Origin of the sequence: Olivibacter sp. EAT-5 (genome assembly GCF_044784325.1) — a bacterium.
GTDB lineage: Bacteria > Bacteroidota > Bacteroidia > Sphingobacteriales > Sphingobacteriaceae > Olivibacter > Olivibacter oleidegradans.
This window is the reverse complement of record NZ_CP173028.1, coordinates 208,779-234,051: the sequence shown is the minus strand read 5'-3', so window position 1 is coordinate 234,051 and position 25,273 is coordinate 208,779. Positions and strand designations below refer to the sequence as shown.

Sequence of the window (25,273 nt, the reverse complement as noted above, 5' to 3'; positions counted from 1 at the left end):
TCACTTGATCAAATCTATTTTCTTTAGCCAGTCCTGTACCTCAACTTGCACCTCTTTCTCTTTGTCCCCTTCCATCACGAATAAAATTCCATCCCTTTCCACCCCGCCTTTAGTTGAATAGCCTTCAAGAATGTTGCTTTGTGGGCATAATTTTTTTACCGTTTCAAAGCTGCTACCGACACCATAACCGGCATTCGTATTAAAGGGAACCACCGTTTTTCCACTTAGATCGTATTGACTAAGGAAACTTTTCATGGGTGGTGGTAATTGCATCCCCCAAGTAGGAAATCCTACAAAGACCACATCATAATTTGCTATATTGTCAATCTTCGTTTTCAATGGTGGGAGATAAGCTCTGGCATTTTCATCTGCTACCTGATCCACCGTTGTTTGATAATGTTCCGGATACGGCGTCTCCAATTCAAGCGCTACCAAGTCGCCACCCACTTTTTTTTGGATGATCTGTGCAACAGCTTTGGTGTTTTTTGTACGTGACAGATAAACAATCAATATTTTCTTATCTTGCAGAGAATCATCTTTTTCTATTGATGGCTCTTCCTTTGCCGCTGATGGCGGCTCGGTTGCCGAACAGGATGTTATTGCAAACAAGAACGTACATAACATTAACCAATGTGTTGTTAAACTTTTCATCTCGTCTTTCTTTTTATATGCAATTCTCCAGTTGCTATCATTTTTTTGTATCCCTATTACTTGTCGAGCCTCTTATCCTTTAACCATTTGGACAATGCATCGGCTACCTCTACATTGTTCAGATCTGAAAAAGGAAAATGGGTATTACCCTTAATGCCCACCTCCGGGAGATGTACTACGCTAGCATCCCCTCCGTGTTTATTAATTGCCTCTGCCCAGAGCCTTGCCATTTGAAGGCCGGAGCGCCAATGGTCCATGTTCCATACCTTAGTTGGTTCCTTTGCGATGTTATCTCCATAATAGATCACAATCGGCATCTGGGTTAGTTTTTCAAAGTCCGCCAAGGGTATTTCCACACCGCTTAATGCACCGAAAAGTCCTGTTGAATTTATCGGTTGCGGTAATTCCCCCTCGGGAAACATAAAACCGCTGTACGGTTCATAGGCTACGATTGCCTTGACTTTATCATTTTTGATAGCTGTCATCCAACCTGGACCACCTCCCTGTGAATGCGTCACCAGAATACCATCACCTATCTTATTGAACAGGGTGGAAACGGCATCTGAAATAACACCGGTATCAAAACTTCCCGTATTGGGGGTCATCTGCCTAAAGAACTGTTCAAGCGAAGCAGTATCTTTAGGAAATTGAACATTTGGAAAATAGTCAGGATAATTGCCAAGCCTAAATTGTGTGAACCAGAATTGCTCGTCTGCCGTAGGCTTAATGGTTGCTTCCACAGAACTCTTTCCCGCGTCGCCACGTCTCGGCTGGTCTAGTAGGTAAACTGAAAACTTTCTTCGGAGAAAAATATTCTGAAAGCCCTCCCGTCCATCAGGTGTTGTTTCCCATGTTTTTTTGGACTGTCCAGCTCCATGCAGAAAAACCAATGGAAGTTTATGAGCCTCTTCGGGAATTTGATAAAACGCATAGGCATGATCGCCGTGAAAGGTCTGTCCTTGTGGTTTCAAAGCGCTGTCCAGATCGAATGTGCCTGTTTCAGTGGTTTTTGTGCCGCCAACCATAAAACTACCCTGCTCTTTAATAACCAAGCTGTTACTGTTATTTTCTTTGGTTGTGGTACAAGATGAAAGGCAAAAGGCGGTACCGAGCAATATTGAAGACACTGCAAAAGCCCAGACTTTTCTGTTATTACGTCTATTTCCCATACTGTTATATTTTATTTACCAACTCTGTCCTGTAATTGCGAAGGATATCTCGCACCCACTATTTCAATATTTTTCAGTGCTGCTTCTATATTGTTCAATTCAGTCTCGCTTAAACGGACATCCACCGCTCCTATGTTTTCCTGTAAACGGTGCAACTTGGTTGTTCCCGGAATGGGCACGATCCAGGGCTTTTGAGCAAGTAACCATGCAAGTGCTGTCTGAGCGGGCGTTGAACCTTTGCCGGCAGCAATAGACTTTATTAAATCTATCAATGACTGATTGGCTTTACGGTTTTCTTCCGAGAAACGGGGAACAATATTCCTAAAATCTGTAGGGTCAAATTTTGTCTTATCGTCAACGGCTCCCGTTAAAAACCCTTTGCCTAAAGGACTGAACGGCACAAAACCTATCCCTAGTTCTTCCAGTGTAGGAATAATTTCCCTTTCAGGCTCACGGAAGAACAGAGAATATTCGCTTTGTAGGGCGGCAAGCGGTTGAACAGCATGTGCTTTGCGGATAGTGTCTGCTCCTGCTTCCGATAAGCCCCAATGCCTTATTTTTCCTTCGCCTATCAGCTCCCCGATAGTTCGGGCAACTTCTTCAATAGGAATATTCGGATCAACCCGATGCTGATAAAACAGGTCAATGTAATCGGTTTTAAGTCTTTTCATAGACGCTTCTGCCACTGCTCTTATCCTTGCAGGGCTACTGTCCAGTCCTTTTTTCGAATCCCCATCCTCAAATCCAAATTTAGTGGCAATTATCACTTTGTCTCGAAAGGGTGCTAGCGCTTCACCCAATAACGCTTCATTGTCAAATGGCCCATAACATTCGGCGGTATCAAAAAAAGTTATGCCAGCATCAAATGCTGCCCTGATCAATTGTATAGCATCCTGTTTGTCAGTAGCCGGACCATAGCCAAAGCTCAGTCCCATACAACCCAACCCCAACGCAGATACTTCCAATCCGCTATTTCCCAGTTTACGTTTTTCCATTATTTTGTTTTTTTTTAGACTATATGTCCAGTTTTCGTTCACTCAACCATTTTACCATTGCCGGATCCCTATGATCAAAGAACAAGCTTGATCCGCTATCCAAAGCCGCGATGCTTTGCAAGTCCTCTTGAGAAAGTTCAAAATCGAAAATTTCAAAATTTTCGGTCATTCGTTCCTTTCGAACCGATTTAGGAATGGCAATAATAGCTCGTTGTATTAGCCAGCGAAGGATAACCTGCGCTACTGATTTATCATATTTTTCGCCGATAGCCGACAATACTTCATTGTGAAAGATGTTGTTCTTCCCTTCTGCAAAAGGCCCCCAAGACTGTATCTGTACCTCGTTTTCAAGCAGAAACTTTTGTGTCTCCATTTGTTGATGGAAGGGATGCGTTTCAATCTGGTTGATCGCCGGTGTAAAACCGCTGTTTATGATCAGATCTGTTATTCTATCGGGGTGAAAATTAGCAACGCCAATAGCCCGCACCCTTCCTTCATGATATAGTTCCTGCATAGCCCTCCACGATCCGAAAACATCGCCGTAGGGCTGGTGGATGAGATAAAGATCCAGGTAATCGAGCTGTAATCTGTCCAAAGACTTTTGAAATGCGGTCTTTGTTTTTTCATAACCTGTATCCTGTACCCATAGTTTGGTCGTTATAAATAGGTCCTCTCTCGGAATTCCGCTATTTTTAATGGCATTACCTACGGCCGCCTCATTTAGATAAGAGGCTGCGGTATCAATTAGGCGATAGCCGGTTTCAATCGCATCTTTAACAGCCCTTTCACATTCTCTCGCATCCGGTATCTGAAACACCCCAAACCCAAGGATTGGCATTTCTATTCCATTATTCAAAACTAAATTTCTCATCTTGTTTTTAACTTTTTAAGGTTATGTTACAAATGTCGGGAGAGATTTATAACGGTTTGGTATACAGATTACTGTTTTTGATACCAATATTACTGTTCCCAGGCAATACGTAAAGAACATAGCTTACCATTTATTAGTTTTGTATAGAACAAACAATTAGCTTTATGGATGATATCATAAATTTTAAAAACATCAAGCAATACAACGCGTTCAATAATAATGAGACGTTGAATCCCTTGGTCAGCATCGTTGACCTGGGCAAAGCCGAACCACGTCAATTTCGCCGTTTGCAATACGATTTCTATACTATTTTTTTAAAGAGCGTAAAATGTGGCGACCTCCGTTATGGCTTAAAAAATTATGATTACGAAGAGGGAACCTTGATTTTCTTGGCTCCCGGACAGGTTATAGGTGAATACAAGGAAGAGTACTATCAGCCACAGGGCACAGCGCTCGTTTTCCATCCCGATCTTTTGCATGGCACCTCACTGGGCAAGAAAATGGCCGATTACACTTTTTTTTCCTATGCCGTCAGCGAAGCCTTGCATTTGTCCGAGCAGGAACGAAAGATCATTCTGGATTGCTTGGAGAAAATTCAGTTCGAACTGAAACGCAACATTGATAAACATACCAAGCAATTGATCGTCTCCAATATCGAATTGTTCCTAAACTATTGCGAACGGTTTTATGATCGTCAATTTATTACAAGGGACAATGTCAACAGGGGAATTCTGGAAAAATTCGAAGAATCGCTCAATAACTATTTTGAATCCGAAAAACCCTATAATTCTGGTTTACCCTCCGTCGCTTATTTTGCCGAGCAACTCCACCTATCCCCGAACTATTTTGGAGACCTGATTAAGAAAGAGACCGGAAAATCAGCACAGGATTACATTCAGAATAAAATCATTGATATAGCGAAGGATAAAATTTTCGACACTAGTAAGACGATCAATGAAATAGCCTATGAACTGGGATTTAAATATCCGCAGCATTTTGCAAGGTTGTTCAAAAACCGGGTCGGCTATACGCCAAAAGAATATCGGCATCTGAATTGATCAGCGCTGAAATTCGTTTTGATCATTTGTTTTTTCGCTTTAATCAGGTGCAAGACGTTCTTAGGAATTCGTACTGTACCTTTGCGAAGTAAGTTTTTGTTATCCCGTGAAAGATAAAGGAGTAATTTGTTAAAGAAATACAATTTGTGGCAACTGCTGCTGGTCAGTGCCCTATCTGCAATTTTTGTTATATACCCAGATATAACCTGGTTACCCTTTGAATTAAAATGGCTTGGTAATGCAGACAAGACAAGTCACATCGTATTTTTCTTGTTCCGGTACACCTTTTTTATCGGACTGATTTTTATATTGATCACGAGTAATCTCCGATATCTGAAGAACTTTTCCTATAAAAAGAGACTAGGATACAGTATATTGATCTCGGTTTTTGCCTATGCGCTTTACGGAGCGATTTCATTCTTGGCCTTTACCAAGGTCAGGCATTTTGGCAGCCTTGTACTTTTTCAATTTTTTATCGTTTCTGTCCTGAGCTCCCTTATGGGGCATATTGTGATGCTTTACTCGGAAAAAAGAAAAAAAGAGAAGCAGATTAAGGAATTAACACTTCAGCACCTACAGAGCCGGTATGATGCACTAACCAATCAGATCAATCCGCATTTCTTTTTCAATTCGCTCAATGGCCTGACTTCCCTGATCCGCAAGAAGAATGATGAAATCACCTTAGCTTATGTCGACAAACTTTCGGATGTTTTTCGTTACATTCTACAGAGTGATAAGAAAGGACTTGTTAGCTTAGCAGAAGAGCTTTCCTTTGTCGATTCCTTCCGATACATGATGGAAGTCCGTTTTGCCAATAAGCTGGAATACCATATTAATGTAGACAGCAGCAAGTTAGCATCTAGTTTACCTGTACTTTCTATCCTTCCGCTTTTAGATAATGTGGTAGTCCATAACATGATTGATAGCGATCACAAGATGGTCATTGATATATATCTGAACGAGCAGAACGAACTGGTGGTTTCCAGCCCCATTTACCCTAAATTAAGTGCGCCCTTAACCAATGGAACCGGTTTGAAAAACCTAGAAAGTCGCTTTCTGTTATTGATGAGTAAACCTATCAAAGTCGAAAACGACGGCATAAAATTTACCGTTTATTTACCGTTAAAGTGATCATTTTATGAAGGTACTGATTGTAGAAGATGAAACAGCAGCTTATGAAAGCTTGGTGGAAATTTTAAAAGAGATTGACCCCAAAATACAGGTCGTAGGTAATACAGAGAGCGTTGGTCAAACCCTTAACTGGTTAAAGGCGAACCCTGCGCCCGATTTAATATTAATGGATATTCATTTGTCTGATGGCTCGGCATTTTTGATATTTGACCACGTGGAGGTCGAAGTACCTATTGTTTTTACGACAGCTTACGATGAATACGCTATCGAAGCATTTAAAGTAAACAGTATTGACTATTTACTGAAGCCAATAAAAAGCAGCGATCTCCAGCGGGCATTACATAAATTCAGCAAATGGTCACATGTGGATATTATAGCATATTTGTCGAAGCTTGCCAATCTAAACCCTGCGGGAAGGTATAGAGACAAAATTTTAATACCTATCAAAGACAAATTACTGCCCATTGACCTACAGCACGTTTCTTATTTCTATACAACTGATAAGAACACATCCATCTGTTTAAAGGAGGGTATTAATTATCCATATTCCAAAACATTGGATCAGATCTTTTCGTCTCTAAATCCAAGGGATTTTTACCGGGCCAACAAACAATACATTATTGCGCGAAATGCTGTCAACAATATAACGGTCTGGTTTGATAACCGCCTTTTCATTACACTGGACACCGAAGTGCCGGAACGGATCTATATCAGCAAAAACAAAGCTGCAGAGTTTAAAGAATGGATCGTAGATAGCTAAAAGGATACGTCTCCAGCAAATACCCTTTCGCCTTTAGTCTTGTGTTTTTCGTTTTGGTGCGTTCCAACAACCAGGAATAAACTAATTTCCTGAATTTTACTTCATAAGAATCTATGTACCAATAGCATAATTATGGAGATCCGGAATATACACCAAAGCACAACATTTAAACAGCATGTGACTTCCTGTACAAAGGAAACGCATACTCATATAGATACGATCCGTGCATTTAATGATTTCAATAAATTTGAAACGCGGCATACCTTGGTCAGTTTAGTGAACTGGTCAAAGACACCATTAAAAGCCGATTTCAATTTGCATTTAGGCCTCTACGGTATAGCATTACGGTATTTGGAGAACCAGGAAGGAAAGCTATCGTTCATCTTACCGGGACAGGTGCTAGGCCTGAAGCGAAAAAACGAAGCGGATAACGCGAAGGGATACACATTGGTTTTCCACCCAGATCTGATACAAGGGACATCAATGGTAAATACAATCCACCGATGGAATTTTTTCAGTCATTGTCTTTTTGATAAATTTTTGCACCTATTACCGGAAGAACGTCAACTCGTGTCGGACTGTTTTACCAATATCGCACTAGAACTGGAATACTCGCTGGATAAGCACAGCAAAAAACTAATTGTCTCTCATATTGAGCGTCTGGTAAATTATTGCCAGCGTTTCTATAGCCGTCAATTTCCATTGCCTGAGAATTGTTCCACGGGAGTTTTACAGCGCTTTGATGAATTGTTGAATCACTATTTTTCAACCGAAAAACCGTCTGAAATGGGTATTCCTTCCGTGTCCTATTTTGCCGACAGGCTACATCTATCACCTAATTATTTTGGCGATTTGATAAAAAAAGAGACGGGCAAGCCCCCTTTAGAATACATTCAGCATAAAATAGTTGATGAAGCAAAAAATAAGATTTCTGAAGGCAAGAAATCTATTAATGAAGTAGCTTACGAACTGGGTTTTACTTATCCGCAGCATTTTTCCCGTTTCTTCAAAAAGATAGTCGGACAGAGTCCTAATGAATTTAGGGCTACCTGTTTAAGATAAAAACAACAAGAAATAATCACCAAAAGTAGGACTATAATCTACTTTTTGATGATTATTTCTCATTTCGGCAAATAAAAAATAGGGCGAATTTCATTTACTTTCTTGCTGGCGGCGGTGTCATTGTTTTGGTAAACGAAAGCGATCCCATCCTCCACTTGTCGTTTTTCTTTACGTAGACTTCCGTTACAATAAATGGATTAGTGACTTCATTACCACCTACCACAGCTAACAAGGTAATCCTGTTTAACAATATAGCTGTGTTATCGATTATTTCAACCGATACGTCATGGATATCCGCTTTCTTATAATGGATACCCCCACTCTCGATTACTTGGAGCTCCCGCTCTTTTCCCCAAGATCCTCCCATATGTACAAAGACAGACTTATCATCGAAAAGATCTTTCAGTTTGTCCACGTTCTTATCGGCCATCCATTGCCATTTCTCTTTGGATAGGTTAATGACTTCCTGTTCGATGGCAGAACTTTGCGCAAAAGTTTGCATGCTGATAAAGAGAAATATCAGCCCTTGAATTGTTGTTTTCATCTGTACGTAAATTTTAAGTGTTTTTAGGATTGAATTCGTGCTAATGTTTAATGCTATGGGTATCCCGCACAGTACTAAATGTCAAGGCTAACAATTTCCAACCATCCGCATCTTTTTTATAGACCTCTGTAACCGTAAATTCATTTTTTGCATCATTACCTCTAACCACCGCATTCAAGGTAATGCGGTTCCATAGGACGACAACATCGTCAACAATTTCGACTGCCACATCGTGAACATCTGCTTTTTTATACCAAATGCTTCCGGTTTTAATAATATCGAGCTCCTCATCCTTTTTCCAAGTTCCACTCATGTGAACAAATTTTGACTTATCATGGAAGAGCGAAGCCAGTTTGTCCACGTTCTTATCGGCCATCCATTGCCATTTTGTTTTAGAGAGATTCTTGATCTCTTCTTCTATTGCCGAATCTTGTGCGAAAGACAATTGTACACCCACTATGATTAATAATAATCCGATGATCCATTTTTTCATATTTCTTTGTTTAAATAATTCTTATGGAGATTTACTGTTATACCGATTAGGTTGATTTCAATTCATTGATGAACGGCTGGTTATAAAAGCGTTTTCCGGTAGCCCTATAAAGTGCATTTGCCACGGCAGCAAAAGCTGGTGGGAATGGAGGTTCTCCCATTCCTGTAGGATCTTCCTCATTTTTTACAAAGTGCACCTCAATCGTTTTCGGTGCCTCGTTCATTCTTATCAACCGGTATGTTGTAAAGTTATTCTTTTGCGGTACACCATCCTTGAACGGAAGTTCTCCATAGAGAGCATTTCCAATGCCGTCAATAATGGCTCCCTCAGCCATATTAGTAGCACCATCTTTATTAACCACAATTCCGCAGTCAATAGCAGCTACCACTTTTTCTACTTTTGGCGAATTGTTGTTCATCACCAGATCAACCACCTCTGCGACATAGGAGTTATGGCAAAAATAGGCCGATACACCACGGTGCACTCCCTGCGGTGTTTCCTTCCATTTAGATGTCTCACGTACCAGTTCCAATACACCCGCATAGCGTGCAGCATCGTAATCATTCTTTTCGCCAACAGGATTTGTCTTTGCCCGTTCCAATAGCTCCAGACGGAAATCTATCGGATCTTTACCCATTTCCATCGCCAGTTCATCCAAAAAGGACTGTTCTGCGGAAGCAATAAAATTGGAACGTGGCGCCCGGAAAGCCCCGATGGTAATATTAGAAGGGATTTGCCATCCCTCAGCAAGGTAGTTATCTATGGCACCTGCCGGAAAACGATCGGCATGTACGGGTGTTTCGGGAATTCCTCCTGCTTTTACATGGAAAGCAATGAGCTTGTTATCTTTATCCAGCGCCGCACGATAGGTAGCACTGTAGGTAGGGCGGTAAATACCGGCGGTCATCTCGTCTTCACGTGTGTAAACTAATTTAACAGGAGCTTTAACCTGCTGGGAAATAACCGCTGCCTCAATGAAATGATGCCCATAGGCTCTGCGACCAAATCCACCACCCATACGGGCCAGTTTGATCTGTATTTTCTCTTTTGGCAGACCAAGTCTTTGCGAAAGTGTGCCTATTATAAACTCCGGAGCTTGTATAGGTCCATATAATTCCGCTTTATCTGCCGTTACATGTGCAAAACAGTTCACGGGTTCCATGGTATTATGTGCCAGAAAAGGAGCAGTGTAGGTGCGTTCGAGGATTTTTGTGGCCGATCTGAAAGCACTTTCCGGGTCTCCATCTCTGCGGATGATATTTCCCGGTTTTTTACTAAACTCTTTCATCTTGGTTTGATGCATTTCGGTACTCTCCAAACCCGAAGGATATTTCGCCTCTATAGTTTTAGCGCCTGAAGTCCACGATGATCCCATCTTAAAAGTACGTTCCGGCTCTTGTTCCCATTCCACTTTTAAGGCTTTTTTAGCCTGCAAAACCTCCCAGGTGGTATTACCAACCACTACGGCAAACTTCGTGAAGCTGGTCGTGTCGAAAAAGTTCTGTACAATATCTCCGGTAAGCGAGTCAATTGTAAATATGGCTTTCACCCCGGGCATAGATTTCGCTACGCTATCATCCATCGATTTAAACCGCATGCCAAATGCTGGAGGATGTACCACCATCGCGATAAGCATGCCCTCTGTCTTATAGTCAATCCCGAATAAAGATTTTCCTTTGAGAATATTCTTGGTTTCCACATTTTTTTTGGAAGAGCCTACAATTTTGAAATCGGAAATATTTTTTAGCCTTACCAGTTCTGGTACCGGTATCTTGGCTGCCGTGGAAGCCATCTCGCCATATCCAGCTTTTTTTCCACTGCTTTTATGCAATAGCGTACTACGTTCGGTGGTAATTTCCGAAGCAGGAACATTCCATTGCCCTGCAGCTGCCAGGATCAGCATCTGCCTTGCCGTGGCGCCCGCCGTTCGTAAAGGAGACCAAGCTTGTCGGACAGATTGACTCCCGCCGGTAAATTGTCTTCCATAGCGTTCGGGATAAAAATCTGCCTGCTCCACGATAACCTGTTCCCAATCGATGTCCAGCTCTTCGGCCAGTATCATGGGCAGGGAGGTCTTTACGTTCTGTCCAAACTCAGGGTTTGGATTGAATAAGGTAACCACACCATTGTCACCGATCTTTATGTAACTGTTCATTTCGAACCACTCCTCAGGCATTTCAAGCGCTTTCTTTCCTGCGGGCTTGCAGCTGGCAAGCCAACTGAAATGCAGCACCATACCGCCGCCTGCAAGTAGCGCTGCTTTCAAAAAGGATCGTCTGTTTACGGTAGTTTTTATTAGGGTCATCGTCTTTTGCTTTTACAATTAATAATTGGCCGCCGTTTTAATCGCTGCTTTTATTCTCAGGTAAGTACCGCAGCGGCAGAGATTACCAGTCATAGCTGCATCGATATCGTCGTCAGTAGGATTGGGCTTGGATTTCAATAGCGCTGCTGCGTTCATAATCTGTCCGGCCTGGCAATAGCCACACTGGGGGACATCGTGCTCTTCCCATGCTTGTTGCAATGGATGGTCTCCATCTTCCGATAGACCTTCAATAGTCGTAATCGCTTTATCACCAATCGCAGAAATCGGCAATGAACAACTCCGTACTGCTGTTTCATCGAGGAGTACGGTACACGCACCGCAAGATGCCACACCACATCCATATTTGGTTCCTACTAAATCAAGATGTTCACGTAATACCCACAGGAGCGGTGTGGAAGGATCAACCTCTAGGGTATGCGTTTTTTTGTTGATGTTTAGTTTAGTCGCTGTCATGGTACTATTATTTATACGATTTCTTTAACTTAATTATCAGCTATTTTGATCGACTAGATTTGTTTAGCTTGTTAATGAAGGCTTGGTGGGTAACGCTAGAAAATGCGTCGGCAAGGGCCGCAGATATGGGAGGAAGGCTTGACTCGCTCAAGCCTCTTGGATCAATATCCTTTTTTACAAAATGAACCTCTATTCCGTTTGATGTTTTTTTCATCGGATTTTGCGATAATTGGTAAAATTGTTCTGCCGCTACTAATGATGCCTCCTTCTTCTCATAATGCGCACATTACAAAAATGTCATAAAAAGAGTAATCTGCTGTATACAAATTACTGATTTAACTACCAATATTACTGATGAAATAATTAATAAGAGGCGAATCGCTTAAATTTGGATTATCAGGTTAATTTATTAGCCTCCACTTTAAAGCAGAGTATGACGATCTTATAAATTTAACTGATTTTGCTTATGGGCAAATGACGGATCATTAATGAAAGAGATAAACGATATAATCCGAGCTTACGAAACAGCATTGCAAAACGGCTATAGTATGGCTCTTGCCACGGTTGTCAAGGTAGAGGGTTCCTCTTATAGGCAACCCGGCGCACGTATGCTTGTAACAGAAGACGGAAATTTAACAGGTGCGATAAGCGGTGGGTGTCTGGAAGGCGATGCTTTACGAAAAGCCTTACTAGCCATCCATCAGCAGAAGAATAAATTAATCACCTACGATACAAGCAATGAAGATAATACCGAATTTGGCGTGCAGCTAGGTTGTAATGGCATCGTCCATATCCTGTTTGAATTTATCGATACCGATAATGCAAACAATCCGGTAGCCTTGTTAAAAAAACTACAGGCCGACAGAAAGGAAGCCGTTATTGTTACGCTTTTTTCAACCAAACATCGGGACATGCAAAGAGGAACTATTTTGCTGGCGGATAAGGGAGGAAACGTTTTCGATCCATCCTCTGACATTGATCTCTCGGTATTGGAAGAAGATATTCATAGGGCTAGAGAAGAAAAACAACATTACCTAAAAAAACTATTTCGACAGGGACAAGAGCTGGAGGCTCTTATCGAATATGTCGCCCCCGCGATTAACCTTGTTATTGTTGGAGCAGGAAATGATGCGAAACCATTGGTAGGAGCAGCTGACCTCTTAGGCTGGGACACGACCATTATTGATGGCAGAGCAACGCACGCCCTTTTGCAGCGATTTCCCAAAGCGAAGCAAGTTATTTTATCAACAGCAGATCAAGTTGCAAGTGTTGTGAAAATAGACCCTTTTACGGTCTTTGTGCTGATGACCCATAATTACCATTATGATCTGGCGGTATTGAAATTGCTAATCGGGACAGTCACACCCTATATCGGCGTTCTTGGTCCCAAAACAAAACTGCAACGTATGTTCGACGATCTCGAAACAGCGGGAATAATACTGAACGAAAGGCAGAAAGAACGGATATATGGGCCTATGGGATTGGATATTGGAGCAGAAACATCGGAAGAAATTGCCATCTCCGTGGTATCGGAAGTAAAGGCTATTTTGAGAAGGAGGAGTGGCGGCCCACTTAAGTTTCTGAAAACAAAAATACATGAAGATATCCCGATAATTCCATGAAAAATAAAATCATAGACCAGTTCGGGCGCCTACATAACTATCTGCGGATATCGCTTACGGATAACTGTAATCTACGTTGTTTTTATTGCATGCCAGAGGGTCGATCACGCTGGACGATAATCTGTATAAACGTGTACTTGGTGTGCTGCTGCTATTTCCCATTACCCGGTTTTTCTTTTTCAGAAGTCCCGGTGCGCACGAACTGAAGCCTTATAATATTTTTGGAGCCGTTGCAATCGGTGCTACTGTTGGCCTGCTATCCGGTATGATCGGCATTGGTGGTGGGATCATCCTGTCTCCGCTGTTGATACTGTTGAAATGGACGGACCAGAAACAGACTGCCGCCATTAGTGCAGCCTTTATTTTTGTAAATTCGCTATCGGGATTGGGCGGTATGCTCACCCAGGGCATTACCTTCAATAGCGATATGTACATTTACATTGCCGTTGCATTTGGTGGAGGTCTGATGGGGGCTTATCTGGGATCGAAAAAACTGAATCAGGATGGCCTTAAATATGTACTGGCAACGGTGCTCTTGGTGGCTGCCTATAAATTATTGTTCACAACAGCTTAAAAAAAATATACAAATTAGAATATATGAAAGCGATTCTTACAACTTTTTTGATTTTATCCGCTGTATTTCTTCGTGCGCAGGACATGAAGAATCTTGACATTATTACGCCTGACAACAAAAAGACAACACTTACTTTTGAAGAGACAGCCACCTTTGAGATTCATTCGCTGGATAGCTTGCGTATATATAACCATGCAGGAGTGTACCGTTCAACGCTGAAAGCGGTAAAAGGTGTGCTACTGAAAGATATATTGAAGGACATTAGCTTCGGTGAAGAATCACCAAAGGTATTGAGCGAATATTACATCGTATGTATAGCAACAGATGGGTATAAAGTAGTGCTGTCATGGAATGAACTGTTCAACACGTCCATCGGGGACAGTGTAATGGTCGTTACTAATATCAAGGCAGCTACGAATGGAGAACAGGAAGATGAACTCGCGTTGATTTCGCCAAAAGATAGGGCCACTGGAAGGCGGTACGTAAAGCAATTACAGGCAATTAAAATTTTACGTGTAAGGTTGTGAAAGTAAAATATTGACGTGGTTCATAGTTTTTTTGATCGCGGTCAATGAAATTATCGTTAGGCAAATACAGTTCTTAAGAACATATATAATGACTTTACCGCCGCCATTAAATCCCTTACCCCCTTCTCACAATTCAAGTATCAGTAATAATGGTAGCAGATTCGGTAATGATGGTACTTTTTGTCGGGGCGTATCATCTACCTTTGCCTTTATAAGTTTAATACACAACAAAATGAAAAAGTTAACATGGTTTTTCGGCACGCTATGCATCCTTTTTCTGTCTTTTTGTTATTCGCTTGGAAATGCTAAAATTGAACGGGAAACGGTGTCATATCCAAAGGATGAAATCCTTGCACTATCCAAAAAAAAATGGAAGTGGATAATAGACCGGCAAATTGATTCGCTCCAAGTGTTGTTTGATGAGAACATTGTTTCCAGGCAACCTGAAATAAGAATGGATAAAGCTGGCCATCTCGATGTCATAAAAAACGGTAATATTCGGTACAAGCAAATAAGCGTTCTGGAAACCGATATCCAAATCATTGATAATATATCAACGCTGTTGACTAAGGTCGAGTTTAACTTTCCAGGTCGAAAGAGGGCGGAAATTAAATATGTCACGGAAGTATTCAAAAAATCTGGTGACGATTGGAAACTCATCCTTTTTCAGATTAATCCGATCTAAACCTCTCGGTTACATTACCCGTGGTGCGGAATCATCTCATCCGAATATTAAATCAAAATAAGGATTAGGCATTATGGCTTATTCCGGGCATTGCCCGGAAGTGTATTCCATTAAAAATTAAAATAGATAAATCAAGCATAACACATTAATATGGAGCAAAACAAAACATTGTCGACCCCATTAAGCCGGGTTACATTACTTGATGCGCTAAGGGGGTTTTCTTTATTGGGCGTGATACTGATGCACATGCTTCAACAGTTCAGTATTTTCTCATTCTCTCCCGATGCTCGCAAACCACTATTCCCAGCGATTGACGAAACAGTACAGTGGATTGGGCAAAATGTTATCATGGGTAGGTTCATAAATATTTTTGCTTTTTTATTCGGGTTGAGTTTTTTTATTCAACTCGATCGTGCGGCTAAAAAGGGAATTGACTTCAGGGGACGCTTCATTTGGAGGATGGTTGTCATGTTGGTCATAGGATTAATCGGCAATTGCTTTTACAGCGGCGAGATCATCTCTCTTTACGCCGTTTTCGGGGCAATTTTGGTTCTACTTTACCGTGTAAAATCGTGGATTTTGATCGCGATTGCAGCTTTATTACTTCTGGGGACGCCACGGATTATGCAGGTCAGTTACAATACTTTCCGGCAAACAGAACGGACAGAAAATCCTCGGCAAGAAATTAGGCAACGCCAAGCCGCTCAGATCGATGCAGAGGCCAACAAGCCATCTTTCATTAATTCGATAAAGCACAATTTTACTCGAGGATTACAAGGAAAGTTAAATTATCAATTCGGTTTATTTGGGCGAGGGTACATCACATTGGCATTGTTCATAATCGGCCTCGTTGTCGGTCGGTTAGGTTTTTTTGAGCGAGTGCAACCGAAAAGGAAAGTCGCTTTGCTATTTTCAGCCTTTGTAATTACTATTGTGCTGATAAGCTTTGTTGTTGGTCTACTTCCCGATTTGAATTTTCGTTCGTTAATGAACGGTGAAACGAAAAGCATTCTTTCCGGACTAACCATAATGACGTTGAATGATCTAAAAATAGTTGCCTTTTCAGGAGCTATAGTTACAGGGTTCACTCTTTTATATCAAAATAGGCGTTTCAGTAAATACCTAGATGTCTTTTCACCTTATGGGCGCATGGGGTTGACAAATTATGAAATGCAGAGCGTTATTGGATGTCTGATATTTTCGATGTGGGCATTTGGACCCATTTTCCAAACCTGGGGAATGACTGAATTATTTTTATTAGGCATAATGTTATACATTTTCCAGTTGATATTTAGTACGTATTGGCTCAAAAATTATTTATATGGTCCGTTAGAGTGGTTCTTACGTTCGGCAACTTATTTAAAGATGCAACCATTTCGTAAGTAAAATGAATTAGGAAGTTTTTTTCAAAATATATCCCTCAAGTAATCTGTAGCTTGGGGGCTTTTTTTATTTTATTCCAGAGCTTGTACGAAATGTATCATTATATATAATATATATCCCTTTGCTATAATGCCGACACTTTCCGATGATTAAACCTACTAATCACGAACTTACAAGGCAAAAAAGTTGGGTATGAGTTCCAGGTTAAATAGCTCACTTATCAATCAAACACTCGAATGTCTATCAGTTAAAAGTGATAACTCGCTAGATCTGCATTAAATCTTCAACCACTCCCCAACAAGTTGTCAAACAGCCTAATAAACCTTTTTCAACTTTGACGGAAGTTATCGTCAAACCATGAAAAAGACTATAAGAAAAAAGCTTACAAGGGCACCCGAGTTTCAAAAGAACTTACAGTTAAACATTAAACCTGTACAAAATACCCGAACAAATATTAGGCAGTTTTTACGTTCGTTTATTCCGCTTCACTCACCTGAAGAAGGGGAAGACATTGATCCTGTTAAACAATTAAAGTACGGCCAAATAGGTCTAGATAAAAACAATTCATTAACAGCTAATTCAAGTTTAGACTACGTTCTGGTAGGTCAGTTATGGCCCACGCGGGTGGGCAGCAAAGATGTATTTTCGTATACGAAAATATCTTTGCCGTCCTTGAGGCCGGGGACTTTGCTCGGAACTCGCAAAGTCTGAACTTTCTAAAAGGTGTGATTTATGCCAAGGAAAAAAATCAAAAATCAAGAACAGGTACTTACTAATCCGATTGTTATTAGAGTCACTTTAAATGAGTTTAATAAGCTCGAAAAAATCCGGAAAGAAAGTGATTGCAGGAGCATTGGAGAAGTGGTCAGAAAGACGCTCTTAAAACAACGGATAACTTACCTGCATAGGGATGTTTCTATGAATGGTCCTATGGAAGAGCTTGCATTGATAAGAAAAGAGATCAAAGCAATAGGTGCCAATATCAATCAGCAGACGCATCGTTTCCACACCAGTCAGAGTGAGGCTGAACGGGCTTTTTTTGCCCTTAAAACAGCCAGTACCTATAAACAGATGAAACCAAAAATAGAACGGCTATTGGATATCGTTTCAAAACTTGCTGAAAAATGGTTGCAAGGATCATGATAGGTAAAAGTATACGGGGTATACTGCATTATAACGAGCAGAAGGCTGCAGAAGGGTCAGCCACGCTGATTATGGCTAGCGGCTTTGCGGGAGACATCGAAAAGTTGGATTTCGCTCATAAACTCAGACGATTTGAGCACATGACCTGCCTTAAACCAAGCGTAAAAACGAATGCGCTGCATATTTCGCTTAACTTCCATTCGAGCGAAAAACTGGACGACGCTGAAATGCAACAGATCGCAGCAGCCTATATGGAACGTATCGGGTTTGGTGACCAACCTTTTCTGGTATATCGGCATCACGATGTTTCCCATCAGCATTTCCACATCGCAACGGTAAACATAAAAAAGGATGGCAACTCTATCGACCTGCATAACATAGGAAGGACAAAATCGGAACAGGCAAGAAAATTCATAGAGAAAGAATTTAGCCTGATAAGAGCGGAGAGCAAAGCATATCATCCCGAGCCAGCTATAAAGGCAATTGAGCCTGAAAGAGTACAATATGGTCATTTGCCTACCAAAAGGGCAATCGGCAGTGTGGTTACGACGGTGATGAATAGCTATAAGTTCACGTCACTCGCAGAATTTAACGCAGTGCTCAAACCGTTCAATATAGTGGCAGACAGGGGGAATGAGGAAAGCGCAATGTTCAGGAAAAAAGGTCTTCTTTATTCCGTACTGGACAGACAGGGCAATAAAGTTGGAGTTCCAATCAAGGCAAGCAGTTTTTATAGTAAACCTATCCTTAAACGGTTAGAAAGAAAGTTCGAGCAGAATATCGAGAAAAGGAAGCCATATCGCGACAATCTAAAAAAGCGGATCGACGAGGTGCTTAACCGGTATGAAGACATTACCAAACAGACCTTGATTACCGAACTACAGAAAAGTGGGATAGCGCTTATTTTTCGCCAGAACGAAGAGGGATTTATATACGGCGCTACATTTATTGATCACCTGTGTAAAACCGTTTTTAATGGCAGCAGTCTTGGGAAAGCTTACAGTGCAAAAGCCCTGAAGGAAAAACTTGCTGAAAACGATAAGATCAAGACCTATCTGGCGAAATCAAAAAGAATAAACAGTTACCTAAAACCCCACAGTGAAGAAAAGCACCTTCAACATGCCAGAAAAACCAACTTTTCCAATCCGACTATCTCCACTACAACCGATAAAATACTGAAAGACCTTCTGAATCCCGAGTATACCGGATATGCACCGTCTATTACTTCAAAAAAGAAAAAAAGACAGATAAAGCGAAAACAGCCATGAATACAGGAGAAGACATACAAGGTTTGAGGAAAATCATTGATTTTTCCCGACTGATCAGCATATTCATACTGGCTATCCATTTTTATCTAAGCTGTTACAAAGCTTTTGAGCAATGGAGCTGGACAGCCGAAATTACCGATAGAATCATAAGTGTTATCGCTAGGACAGGCATTTATTCCGACATTTTCCTGCCCAAACTTGCTGCACTGGGCTTGCTGTCGATATCCCTGCTGGGAGCAAAGGGCAAAAAGAATGAAAAGATGAAGGTAAGGGTGATTGTTTGCTATATAATTATAGGACTGTTACTTTACTTCATAAGTATACTCTGTTTTTATCTCCCTACACGAATAGCGGTCATTGCAGCACTCTATATGCTGATGACATCAATAGGTTACCTCCTGATCCTAACGGGAGGCGTATACCTCTCAAGACTATTAAAAGAAAAGCTTAACCATGATGTCTTCAATACCGACAATGAAACCTTTCCACAGGAAGAACGGTTATTGGAAAATGAATTTTCCGTTAACCTTCCGACAAAATATCAGCTTAAGGGAAAGATAAGAAACGGTTGGATAAATTTCATCAATCTTTTCAGGGGCTTATTGGTAGCAGGCACCCCTGGCGCGGGGAAAAGCTATTTTGTCATCCGCCATATCATTGATCAGCATATAAAAAAGGGGTTCTCAGTCTTCTTATATGATTTTAAATTCGATGATCTATCCAGGATTACCTATAATGCGTTATTGAGATACCGGAAGAATTATGCCGTGAAGCCAACCTTCTGGGTGATCGATTTCGAGAAAATATATCACCGGTGCAATCCCTTGGATCCCGAAAGTATGGACGATATTACCGATGCTACCGAAGCGAGCCGTACCATTATGCTTGGGCTTAACCGCGATTGGATAAAAAAGGAAGGCGACTTCTTTGTAGAAAGTCCCATAAACTTCCTAACAGCTATTATCTGGTTTCTCCGGAAGTATGAAGATGGGAGATATTGTACCCTGCCGCATGTTATAGAGCTGATGCAGGTGGATTATGATCCGCTTTTTGCCGTATTACAACAGGAGGAGCAGATCAAGGTACTGATCAACCCATTTATATCCGCCTTTCAGAATAATGCAAAAGAACAGCTGGAAGGACAGATCGCCAGTGCAAAAATCGGATTGGCCAGATTGTCCTCGCCCCAGTTATATTATGTTCTGAGCGGCAATGATTTTACCTTGGATGTTAATAACCCAAAAGCTCCAAAAATCGTATGCGTTGGTAACAACCCGCAGAAACTACAGGTGTTCGGCCCTATACTTTCCCTCTTCATTTCAAGAATGATAAAACTGGTCAACAGGAAAGGCCAACTTAAAAGCAGCCTTATTTTTGATGAGTTTCCAACGATCTACTTTAACAATATTGATAGCCTTATTGCCACAGCAAGGAGCAACAAAGTGGCCACGGTATTAGCTGTTCAGGATTTCAGCCAGCTAAAAAAAGATTACGGGGCAGACCAAGCAGATGTAATAACCGGAATTGTCGGGAATATTATCAGCGGACAGGTGACCGGCGATACTGCAAAAAAGTTATCTGAGACATTTGGCAAAATTGTTCAGGATCGACAGAGTCTGAGCATAAACAGCAGTGACACATCCATCTCAAAATCTACGCAGTTGGATGCGGCCATTCCGGCAAGCAAGATAGCAACACTTTCATCAGGCGTGTTTGTTGGCGTTGTTGCCGACAACCCGGACTGTAAGATACCACAGAAAATTTTTCATGCAGAAATACAGAATGACCATGAAGTTATAAAGGCAGAAGAAGCTTCCTATAGAGATATACCACTTGTTGAAAAGGTAACAGCAGCAGATATACAGGAAACCTATCTCAGTATAAAAGATGATATACAGCAGTTGATAACAAAAGAGTTGGCAAAGATAACCGGATCACTTCCCAAAGAAAATGATACCCTTCCAAAAAATATTCCAACGCCTCCTGAACAGACTTCCCTGTCTTTATAAAGTACTTTTTTAATCGATTGTAAAATGGGTGGTTAATCCGCGCCACCCTCACCACCCATTTTATTGAAAAAATAATTTTTCCTTTATGAATAAAATTCAGGCTATGGTGGAATTACGACAAAGACTACAATCCCTAAAAACAGCTAACGAAAAGACCATCGTGTTGTTAGAGGATCTCTTCTCCCCAATTTCATTTAAACGAAGCTGGGTGATTTCCTATCCTACAGGTATTTCTACTGCATATCTTTATTATATCACAGGTGGTCTGGTAAGAAGTGTGGTTTCTAAATCCAGTGGAGACTACTGCTTATGGATAATCGACAAAGGTTTTATAGTGCCGGGTAATGGCTTTCTATCCGGAACAAAAAAAGAGGAACTTATTCAGGTTTTAAATGATACAGAAGGATACGCCCTTAACCTTTTACGCGCAGATGCCATTGCACGCAACAACATCAATATGTACAGAATGCTGCTGGAAATTTATGAAGAGGCCGTAGTGGAAGGTGCCGGAAGAGAGATCATGCTGCGAATTAAAAATGCAACAGACCGATATAACTACTTTCTTGTGGAATATCCTGATCTTGCCAGAAAACTGACCATTGAACAACAGGCTCAATACCTACAAATTGACAGGAGATATCTGTACAAGATTATCAAATAAAACCTCTACTGTAAAATCGATGATTTTCTCTATATCAAGCCAAAAATAAGCAGATTTTTACATCGGCTATTTTTATGGGGTGAAACAATTTTATTCCGCGCTACATTTCTTTCAAAACTGCTATAGTTGAATGTAAAGGCTGCTTAAGCGTGATTAATGACCTAAAATTTGTCGCTTTTGCGACAAGAGTCTGTGTCTTTTACGACAAAACCGTATCTCCTATCCGACAAAAATTTTCGAAAACTGATACAAAGATTTATTTCTCACTTTCAGAACTTTATCATATAAGATTACAGATAATGAAAGTGGCAATATTTCAAAAAAATAATCTATTATGCAGACTTAACGGCAAGTTCCGGCACTTATGGGAAGCCATTCGCTCATGGAACTGGAAAGAAATACTTATGATTGGCACAGTTGTATTTGTCATCATTTTATTTTCGTATACCGCTGTAAGCAAACTGCTAGATTATGAAAAATTTGTGTTTCAAATGCGGCTTGCTCCCGTTCCTTTTATGAAAACTATGGCACCGGTTATTGGCAGGGTTCTTCCATGGATCGAATTGGCGCTGGTGGTAATGCTCTATAAGGAAAAAACAAGGTTGTTGGCCTATAAAGCCTCATTTGTGCTGATGGTTTTATTCGAAATTTATATTACATGGATGAAAGTTGTTTCCGTCAGGACCGGAATTACCCTACCTTGTACGTGTGGCGGGATTTTATCCCGAATGGGTTGGGAGCAGCACCTTTTTTTTAACGCTTCTGTAATTGTGCTTTTACTACTGTCGATTTATTGGCATAGAGGAAAATATCCAAACAAAAATAACAAACCATAATTCACATATTTTTTCACTCTAAAACTTTAAAATTATGAAAAAGTTAAGTTCAAAATCAAACATCCTTTTAGGAGCATTCTTGTTGGGAAGTTCAATTGCGGTAGCAACAGAACTCGCGAACCAACCAAATGCTCAGGAGACTAGGTATGACTGGGAAAGTACAAGCATTGCGCCTGAAAATCCCAGCTCGTCTTTGCAAAACGCAACCACTCAGGAAGCGATCGATCATTACGGCTGCGAAAATGGCGCCAATGTCTGCGCTAACGGCGAGAAGGTTAGTGGTCCGGGGCCAGATGCCACTACATTGAATTTTGGCCTATAACACTACTTTGAGATATGGAGTCTTAGGGCTCCATATCTCTTATAATGGTTATTGGATATTTATGTTTTTCCAATTTCGTATTAAAACCATATCTCTTTTCTAATATACCTTTAATCTCTTGATAGCTTGGAAGACGACCATTGTCAAATCTTAAAGCCACATCAATCGGAAATTTTAGTTCTGTTTTATCGATAAAAGGCGGGTCAGCAGGTATGCTATTGAGATTTGGCTTTACCTTTTCGTTTATGTAATGGAATAATTCTACTGGAGAAACACGTTTTGCCGTTAACCCATCTGAATTCACCTGAATATAAGAAGTATCGGCCTTTGATGCTTTCAGTAACCCGCTCTCCTTTACGTAAATGCTTGTGCACAATATCTTTTCCCGTCTTTTTTCAATATCAAATTTGAATACCCGTTTCAGATCATTCAACATAAAGTCAAAAAAAGCGGTATCCTGAAATGGTTTTGGGAGTGTCAGTTCGTAACAGTATAGATTATCCTTCATCCAATTTGCCTTGGTTTTATACTTCGATCGGTTAAACGATTCCGGGCACTCACTCGGCCAGAAGTATCTGGTCGAATCCTTGGTTTCTATCCGCATAAGGTGGTAGTAGTTCCGAATGGATTTTTCCATACCGACTACGGACCAAAGTAAATGAGAGAGCGAAACATTAAAGGAAAAGAAACGAATTATCTCACGCTTTTTAGGATTCCAAGATCTCCGATAAGAAAGCCCTCCCGGAATTCCTTCCATGTAACCTGTCAAAATAGACCTTGAAATAAAATTTGAATCGCCTTTATGGAACGTTTCATTAAAGTTGAAACCAATCGCGTCATTCTTGTTTTTGGTCAGAGATGATTTGCCCTCAATAAGCAGGTCTATATTTGATTGGGTTATCCCTTCCGAGCCGGTAATATTCCGTACTGTTCCTGAACTATCGATCCAAACGTTATGCGGAATGATCCGATGACTGAAAATTTGGTGTAATACGGAATCTCCCAGAAGAACCGCTACACTCTTCAGTTTTAAATCAGGGTGTTTTTCCAGAAACGATACTGTATGGTCCCTGGATTCATAAGTAACGGAAATAACATTTAGTTTATCTGCATTCACCTTTGCCAGCGAATCCAATATGGGCAATTCCTTTAGGCACGGTACACACCATGACGCCCAAAAATTAATAATCAATACCTTCCCCTTGTAAAATTCTTTCAGATCTTTTGCTTCCCTTTTGCCTAAAAAGCCCTTAAGAGCGATCTGTGGAACCTTGTCCCCGATTTTCAGGCTAGGCACTGCTCTATTCTGCGCATGTAACAGATTATTCAGAGATAAGGAAAGCATGATTATCAATGTTAGTTTTTTCATTAGTATCCGGGATTTTGAGTTAAATTTTGATTGACATTGATTTCACGCTGAGGTATGGGTAAAAGATCAGAATGTTCGGTCCAATTTGGCTTATATTGGCTCATCACATTATAAATGCGCTCTGTACGCTTTAAGTCGATATACCTATAGCCCCATTCCATAAACATCTCTACTCTCTTTTCTTGTTCCAGCGCCTTGAAGCATTCTTGGCTGTTTAAATCAGCGGGAAGTGAAGAAAGTCCGGCCCGTACCCGTATTGTATTAATATCGTCTATTGCACCCGCGGTATTTCCTAGGTGTAGTTCTGCTTCGGCTCTTATTAAATATTGTTCCGAGCAACGAAGGGCAATGAGGTACTCGGGAAAAGAGGTGCTGCCTGACGAACGATTTTTGTATTTGTAAGAATAATAGTAGGTTGTTCCGTTTGCTGTAATCGTTCCCGTCCAGTTAACTTTCCTTTGATCTTCCTCTTCGAAAGTCTGCACTAAACCGCTGGACAAGGGATATGCCGGTACCCCGGAAAGTGCTATCAGGTTCGTCGCATCCTGAATGAACCCGTTCTGTGTCCAGAATTGGAAAATGGTTTCTCTACTGCCGGATCGGAAAACAACAGACAGATCTGATAAAGGAGTGAAATATTTCGAATTGATCACTTCGCTGGCAGCAGAGTAAGCTTCTTCCCACTTTTCCTGTTGTATAAGCAGTCTCGATAGCAGTGCCGTGGCTGCCCATCGATTTGCCCTTGTTCGCGAAAGTGGTCCGTCAGGACTGGTCGAAAGTAACACCTTTGATTCGGTGAGGTCGTTAACTATCTGATTAGTGATCTCTGACGATTCGGTTCTTGCACTCGATGCATTCAGGGTAACATCGGTAGTGAGGATAAGAGGGACATCCCCAAACGTATTGGCCAGGTAATAATAGGCAAATGCCCTAATAAATTTTGCTTCCCCGATCGCTTTCGTGGAAATCTGCGAAGGAATAGAGGAAGAATTTGTGAGCTGCTCAATGATGTCATTCGCTTGGTAAATAACAGCATAAAGCCTGCTCCATATGTTCAATATCATAGAATTGGCTGCAAGAATATTTCCATTATAAAATTCCAGCACCTCTTGGTTTGATCCCTGATATTGGAGCTCATCAGTGTACAGACCCATGTACTTATTGTAAGAGACGTCTATAGAACGGTTGAACTGATCATACATGTTTGCGACGGCCCCGTTCAGCGTAGCCGTGTCAGCAAATACCTTGTCTGTGGTAAGCTGGTTCTCGGGTGTATTTATTTCCACCCATCTCTCGCATCCGGAGAAGACAATGATAAATAATGATAGGATAAATTTTATGTTTGCTTTCATATCAAGAGG

Annotated in this window: 26 protein-coding genes; 16 read left to right on the top strand and 10 right to left on the bottom strand. The window is 41.0% G+C overall.

The genetic code is table 11. The annotated features are described in order from the left end of the window. The 4 genes from ACH11B_RS01085 to ACH11B_RS01070 are packed head-to-tail and all read right to left on the bottom strand — an operon-like array spanning nucleotide 1 to nucleotide 3,686. Nucleotides 1-651 (bottom strand): flavodoxin, encoded by a 651-nt coding sequence (locus ACH11B_RS01085; protein ID WP_289552468.1) that lies wholly within the window; start codon nucleotides 649-651, stop codon nucleotides 1-3. 56 nt (nucleotides 652-707) lie between these two features. After that, entirely contained in the window at nucleotides 708-1,820 is a 1,113-nt protein-coding gene (locus ACH11B_RS01080) for an alpha/beta fold hydrolase (RefSeq protein WP_289552466.1), read from the bottom strand. Between the two features lie 11 nt (nucleotides 1,821-1,831). Beyond that, on the bottom strand, nucleotides 1,832-2,815 hold the full coding sequence (locus ACH11B_RS01075) for an aldo/keto reductase (RefSeq protein ID WP_289552464.1): 984 nt from the start codon (nucleotides 2,813-2,815) through the stop codon (nucleotides 1,832-1,834). A gap of 19 nt (nucleotides 2,816-2,834) precedes the next feature. Next, nucleotides 2,835-3,686, bottom strand: a complete 852-nt coding sequence (locus tag ACH11B_RS01070; protein ID WP_289552462.1) for an aldo/keto reductase — start codon at nucleotides 3,684-3,686, stop codon at nucleotides 2,835-2,837. A 164-nt stretch (nucleotides 3,687-3,850) separates the two neighbouring features. Here ACH11B_RS01070 and ACH11B_RS01065 point away from each other — a divergent pair, with 164 nt between their 5' ends. From ACH11B_RS01065 to ACH11B_RS01050, 4 genes are all read left to right on the top strand, one after another. Then, nucleotides 3,851-4,744 carry an AraC family transcriptional regulator gene (locus ACH11B_RS01065; protein WP_289552461.1) on the top strand — a complete coding sequence of 298 codons (894 nt, stop codon included), beginning with the start codon at nucleotides 3,851-3,853 and terminating at the stop codon, nucleotides 4,742-4,744. A 144-nt stretch (nucleotides 4,745-4,888) separates the two neighbouring features. Beyond that, complete coding sequence (locus tag ACH11B_RS01060; RefSeq protein ID WP_289552460.1) at nucleotides 4,889-5,875, top strand: sensor histidine kinase; 987 nt, start codon at nucleotides 4,889-4,891, stop codon at nucleotides 5,873-5,875. A 7-nt stretch (nucleotides 5,876-5,882) separates the two neighbouring features. Then, nucleotides 5,883-6,635 carry a LytR/AlgR family response regulator transcription factor gene (locus ACH11B_RS01055; protein WP_377613453.1) on the top strand — a complete coding sequence of 251 codons (753 nt, stop codon included), beginning with the start codon at nucleotides 5,883-5,885 and terminating at the stop codon, nucleotides 6,633-6,635. Between the two features lie 132 nt (nucleotides 6,636-6,767). After that, nucleotides 6,768-7,697 (top strand): AraC family transcriptional regulator, encoded by a 930-nt coding sequence (locus ACH11B_RS01050; protein WP_289552457.1) that lies wholly within the window; start codon nucleotides 6,768-6,770, stop codon nucleotides 7,695-7,697. A 94-nt stretch (nucleotides 7,698-7,791) separates the two neighbouring features. Here ACH11B_RS01050 and ACH11B_RS01045 read toward each other — a convergent pair whose 3' ends face one another. From ACH11B_RS01045 to ACH11B_RS01030, 4 genes are read right to left on the bottom strand one after another with little or no spacing between them, the layout of a single operon-like run. After that, nucleotides 7,792-8,241, bottom strand: a complete 450-nt coding sequence (locus tag ACH11B_RS01045; RefSeq protein WP_289552456.1) for a nuclear transport factor 2 family protein — start codon at nucleotides 8,239-8,241, stop codon at nucleotides 7,792-7,794. 40 nt (nucleotides 8,242-8,281) lie between these two features. Continuing rightward, entirely contained in the window at nucleotides 8,282-8,734 is a 453-nt protein-coding gene (locus ACH11B_RS01040) for a nuclear transport factor 2 family protein (protein ID WP_289552455.1), read from the bottom strand. Nucleotides 8,735-8,780: 46 nt separating this feature from the next. After that, entirely contained in the window at nucleotides 8,781-11,039 is a 2,259-nt protein-coding gene (locus tag ACH11B_RS01035) for a xanthine dehydrogenase family protein molybdopterin-binding subunit (RefSeq protein ID WP_289552454.1), read from the bottom strand. Nucleotides 11,040-11,057: 18 nt separating this feature from the next. Then, nucleotides 11,058-11,513 carry a (2Fe-2S)-binding protein gene (locus ACH11B_RS01030; protein WP_289552453.1) on the bottom strand — a complete coding sequence of 152 codons (456 nt, stop codon included), beginning with the start codon at nucleotides 11,511-11,513 and terminating at the stop codon, nucleotides 11,058-11,060. A 488-nt stretch (nucleotides 11,514-12,001) separates the two neighbouring features. On the opposite strand from ACH11B_RS01030, the gene ACH11B_RS01025 reads away from it, so the two are divergent. From ACH11B_RS01025 to ACH11B_RS00970, 12 genes are all read left to right on the top strand, one after another. After that, nucleotides 12,002-13,135, top strand: a complete 1,134-nt coding sequence (locus tag ACH11B_RS01025) for an XdhC family protein (protein WP_377613452.1) — start codon at nucleotides 12,002-12,004, stop codon at nucleotides 13,133-13,135. A 76-nt stretch (nucleotides 13,136-13,211) separates the two neighbouring features. After that, nucleotides 13,212-13,709 carry a TSUP family transporter gene (locus tag ACH11B_RS01020; protein ID WP_377613451.1) on the top strand — a complete coding sequence of 166 codons (498 nt, stop codon included), beginning with the start codon at nucleotides 13,212-13,214 and terminating at the stop codon, nucleotides 13,707-13,709. 23 nt (nucleotides 13,710-13,732) lie between these two features. Continuing rightward, nucleotides 13,733-14,236, top strand: a complete 504-nt coding sequence (locus tag ACH11B_RS01015; RefSeq protein WP_377613450.1) for a molybdopterin-binding protein — start codon at nucleotides 13,733-13,735, stop codon at nucleotides 14,234-14,236. A 232-nt stretch (nucleotides 14,237-14,468) separates the two neighbouring features. Further along, entirely contained in the window at nucleotides 14,469-14,921 is a 453-nt protein-coding gene (locus ACH11B_RS01010; RefSeq protein ID WP_377613449.1) for a nuclear transport factor 2 family protein, read from the top strand. 150 nt (nucleotides 14,922-15,071) lie between these two features. Then, nucleotides 15,072-16,307, top strand: a complete 1,236-nt coding sequence (locus ACH11B_RS01005) for a DUF418 domain-containing protein (protein ID WP_377613448.1) — start codon at nucleotides 15,072-15,074, stop codon at nucleotides 16,305-16,307. Between the two features lie 354 nt (nucleotides 16,308-16,661). After that, a complete protein-coding gene (locus ACH11B_RS01000) occupies nucleotides 16,662-17,015 on the top strand; it encodes a hypothetical protein (RefSeq protein ID WP_377613447.1) in 354 nt (117 codons plus the stop codon). A 21-nt stretch (nucleotides 17,016-17,036) separates the two neighbouring features. Then, nucleotides 17,037-17,447 carry a mobilization protein gene (locus ACH11B_RS00995; RefSeq protein WP_377613446.1) on the top strand — a complete coding sequence of 137 codons (411 nt, stop codon included), beginning with the start codon at nucleotides 17,037-17,039 and terminating at the stop codon, nucleotides 17,445-17,447. Continuing rightward, the gene (locus ACH11B_RS00990; protein ID WP_377613445.1) at nucleotides 17,429-18,715 is read left to right on the top strand and encodes a relaxase/mobilization nuclease domain-containing protein; all 1,287 of its coding nucleotides are present in this window, start codon (nucleotides 17,429-17,431) and stop codon (nucleotides 18,713-18,715) included. Before ACH11B_RS00995 ends, ACH11B_RS00990 begins: the two co-directional genes overlap by 19 nt. Continuing rightward, the gene (gene mobC, locus ACH11B_RS00985; protein WP_377613444.1) at nucleotides 18,712-20,724 is read left to right on the top strand and encodes a conjugal transfer protein MobC; all 2,013 of its coding nucleotides are present in this window, start codon (nucleotides 18,712-18,714) and stop codon (nucleotides 20,722-20,724) included. The genes ACH11B_RS00990 and mobC overlap by 4 nt, the downstream gene beginning before the upstream one ends. An 85-nt stretch (nucleotides 20,725-20,809) precedes the next feature. After that, nucleotides 20,810-21,385, top strand: a complete 576-nt coding sequence (locus tag ACH11B_RS00980; protein WP_404274002.1) for a hypothetical protein — start codon at nucleotides 20,810-20,812, stop codon at nucleotides 21,383-21,385. 299 nt (nucleotides 21,386-21,684) lie between these two features. Beyond that, a complete protein-coding gene (locus tag ACH11B_RS00975; RefSeq protein ID WP_377610185.1) occupies nucleotides 21,685-22,221 on the top strand; it encodes a MauE/DoxX family redox-associated membrane protein in 537 nt (178 codons plus the stop codon). 34 nt (nucleotides 22,222-22,255) lie between these two features. After that, the gene (locus tag ACH11B_RS00970; protein WP_377610183.1) at nucleotides 22,256-22,543 is read left to right on the top strand and encodes a hypothetical protein; all 288 of its coding nucleotides are present in this window, start codon (nucleotides 22,256-22,258) and stop codon (nucleotides 22,541-22,543) included. Between the two features lie 22 nt (nucleotides 22,544-22,565). Here ACH11B_RS00970 and ACH11B_RS00965 read toward each other — a convergent pair whose 3' ends face one another. Together ACH11B_RS00965 and ACH11B_RS00960 are read right to left on the bottom strand one after the other, a co-directional pair. Then, nucleotides 22,566-23,912, bottom strand: coding sequence for a TlpA family protein disulfide reductase (locus ACH11B_RS00965; protein WP_377610181.1), 1,347 nt, complete (start codon nucleotides 23,910-23,912; stop codon nucleotides 22,566-22,568). After that, on the bottom strand, nucleotides 23,912-25,264 hold the full coding sequence (locus ACH11B_RS00960; RefSeq protein ID WP_377610179.1) for a RagB/SusD family nutrient uptake outer membrane protein: 1,353 nt from the start codon (nucleotides 25,262-25,264) through the stop codon (nucleotides 23,912-23,914). The genes ACH11B_RS00965 and ACH11B_RS00960 overlap by 1 nt, the downstream gene beginning before the upstream one ends. Nucleotides 25,265-25,273: the final 9 nt, after the last annotated feature.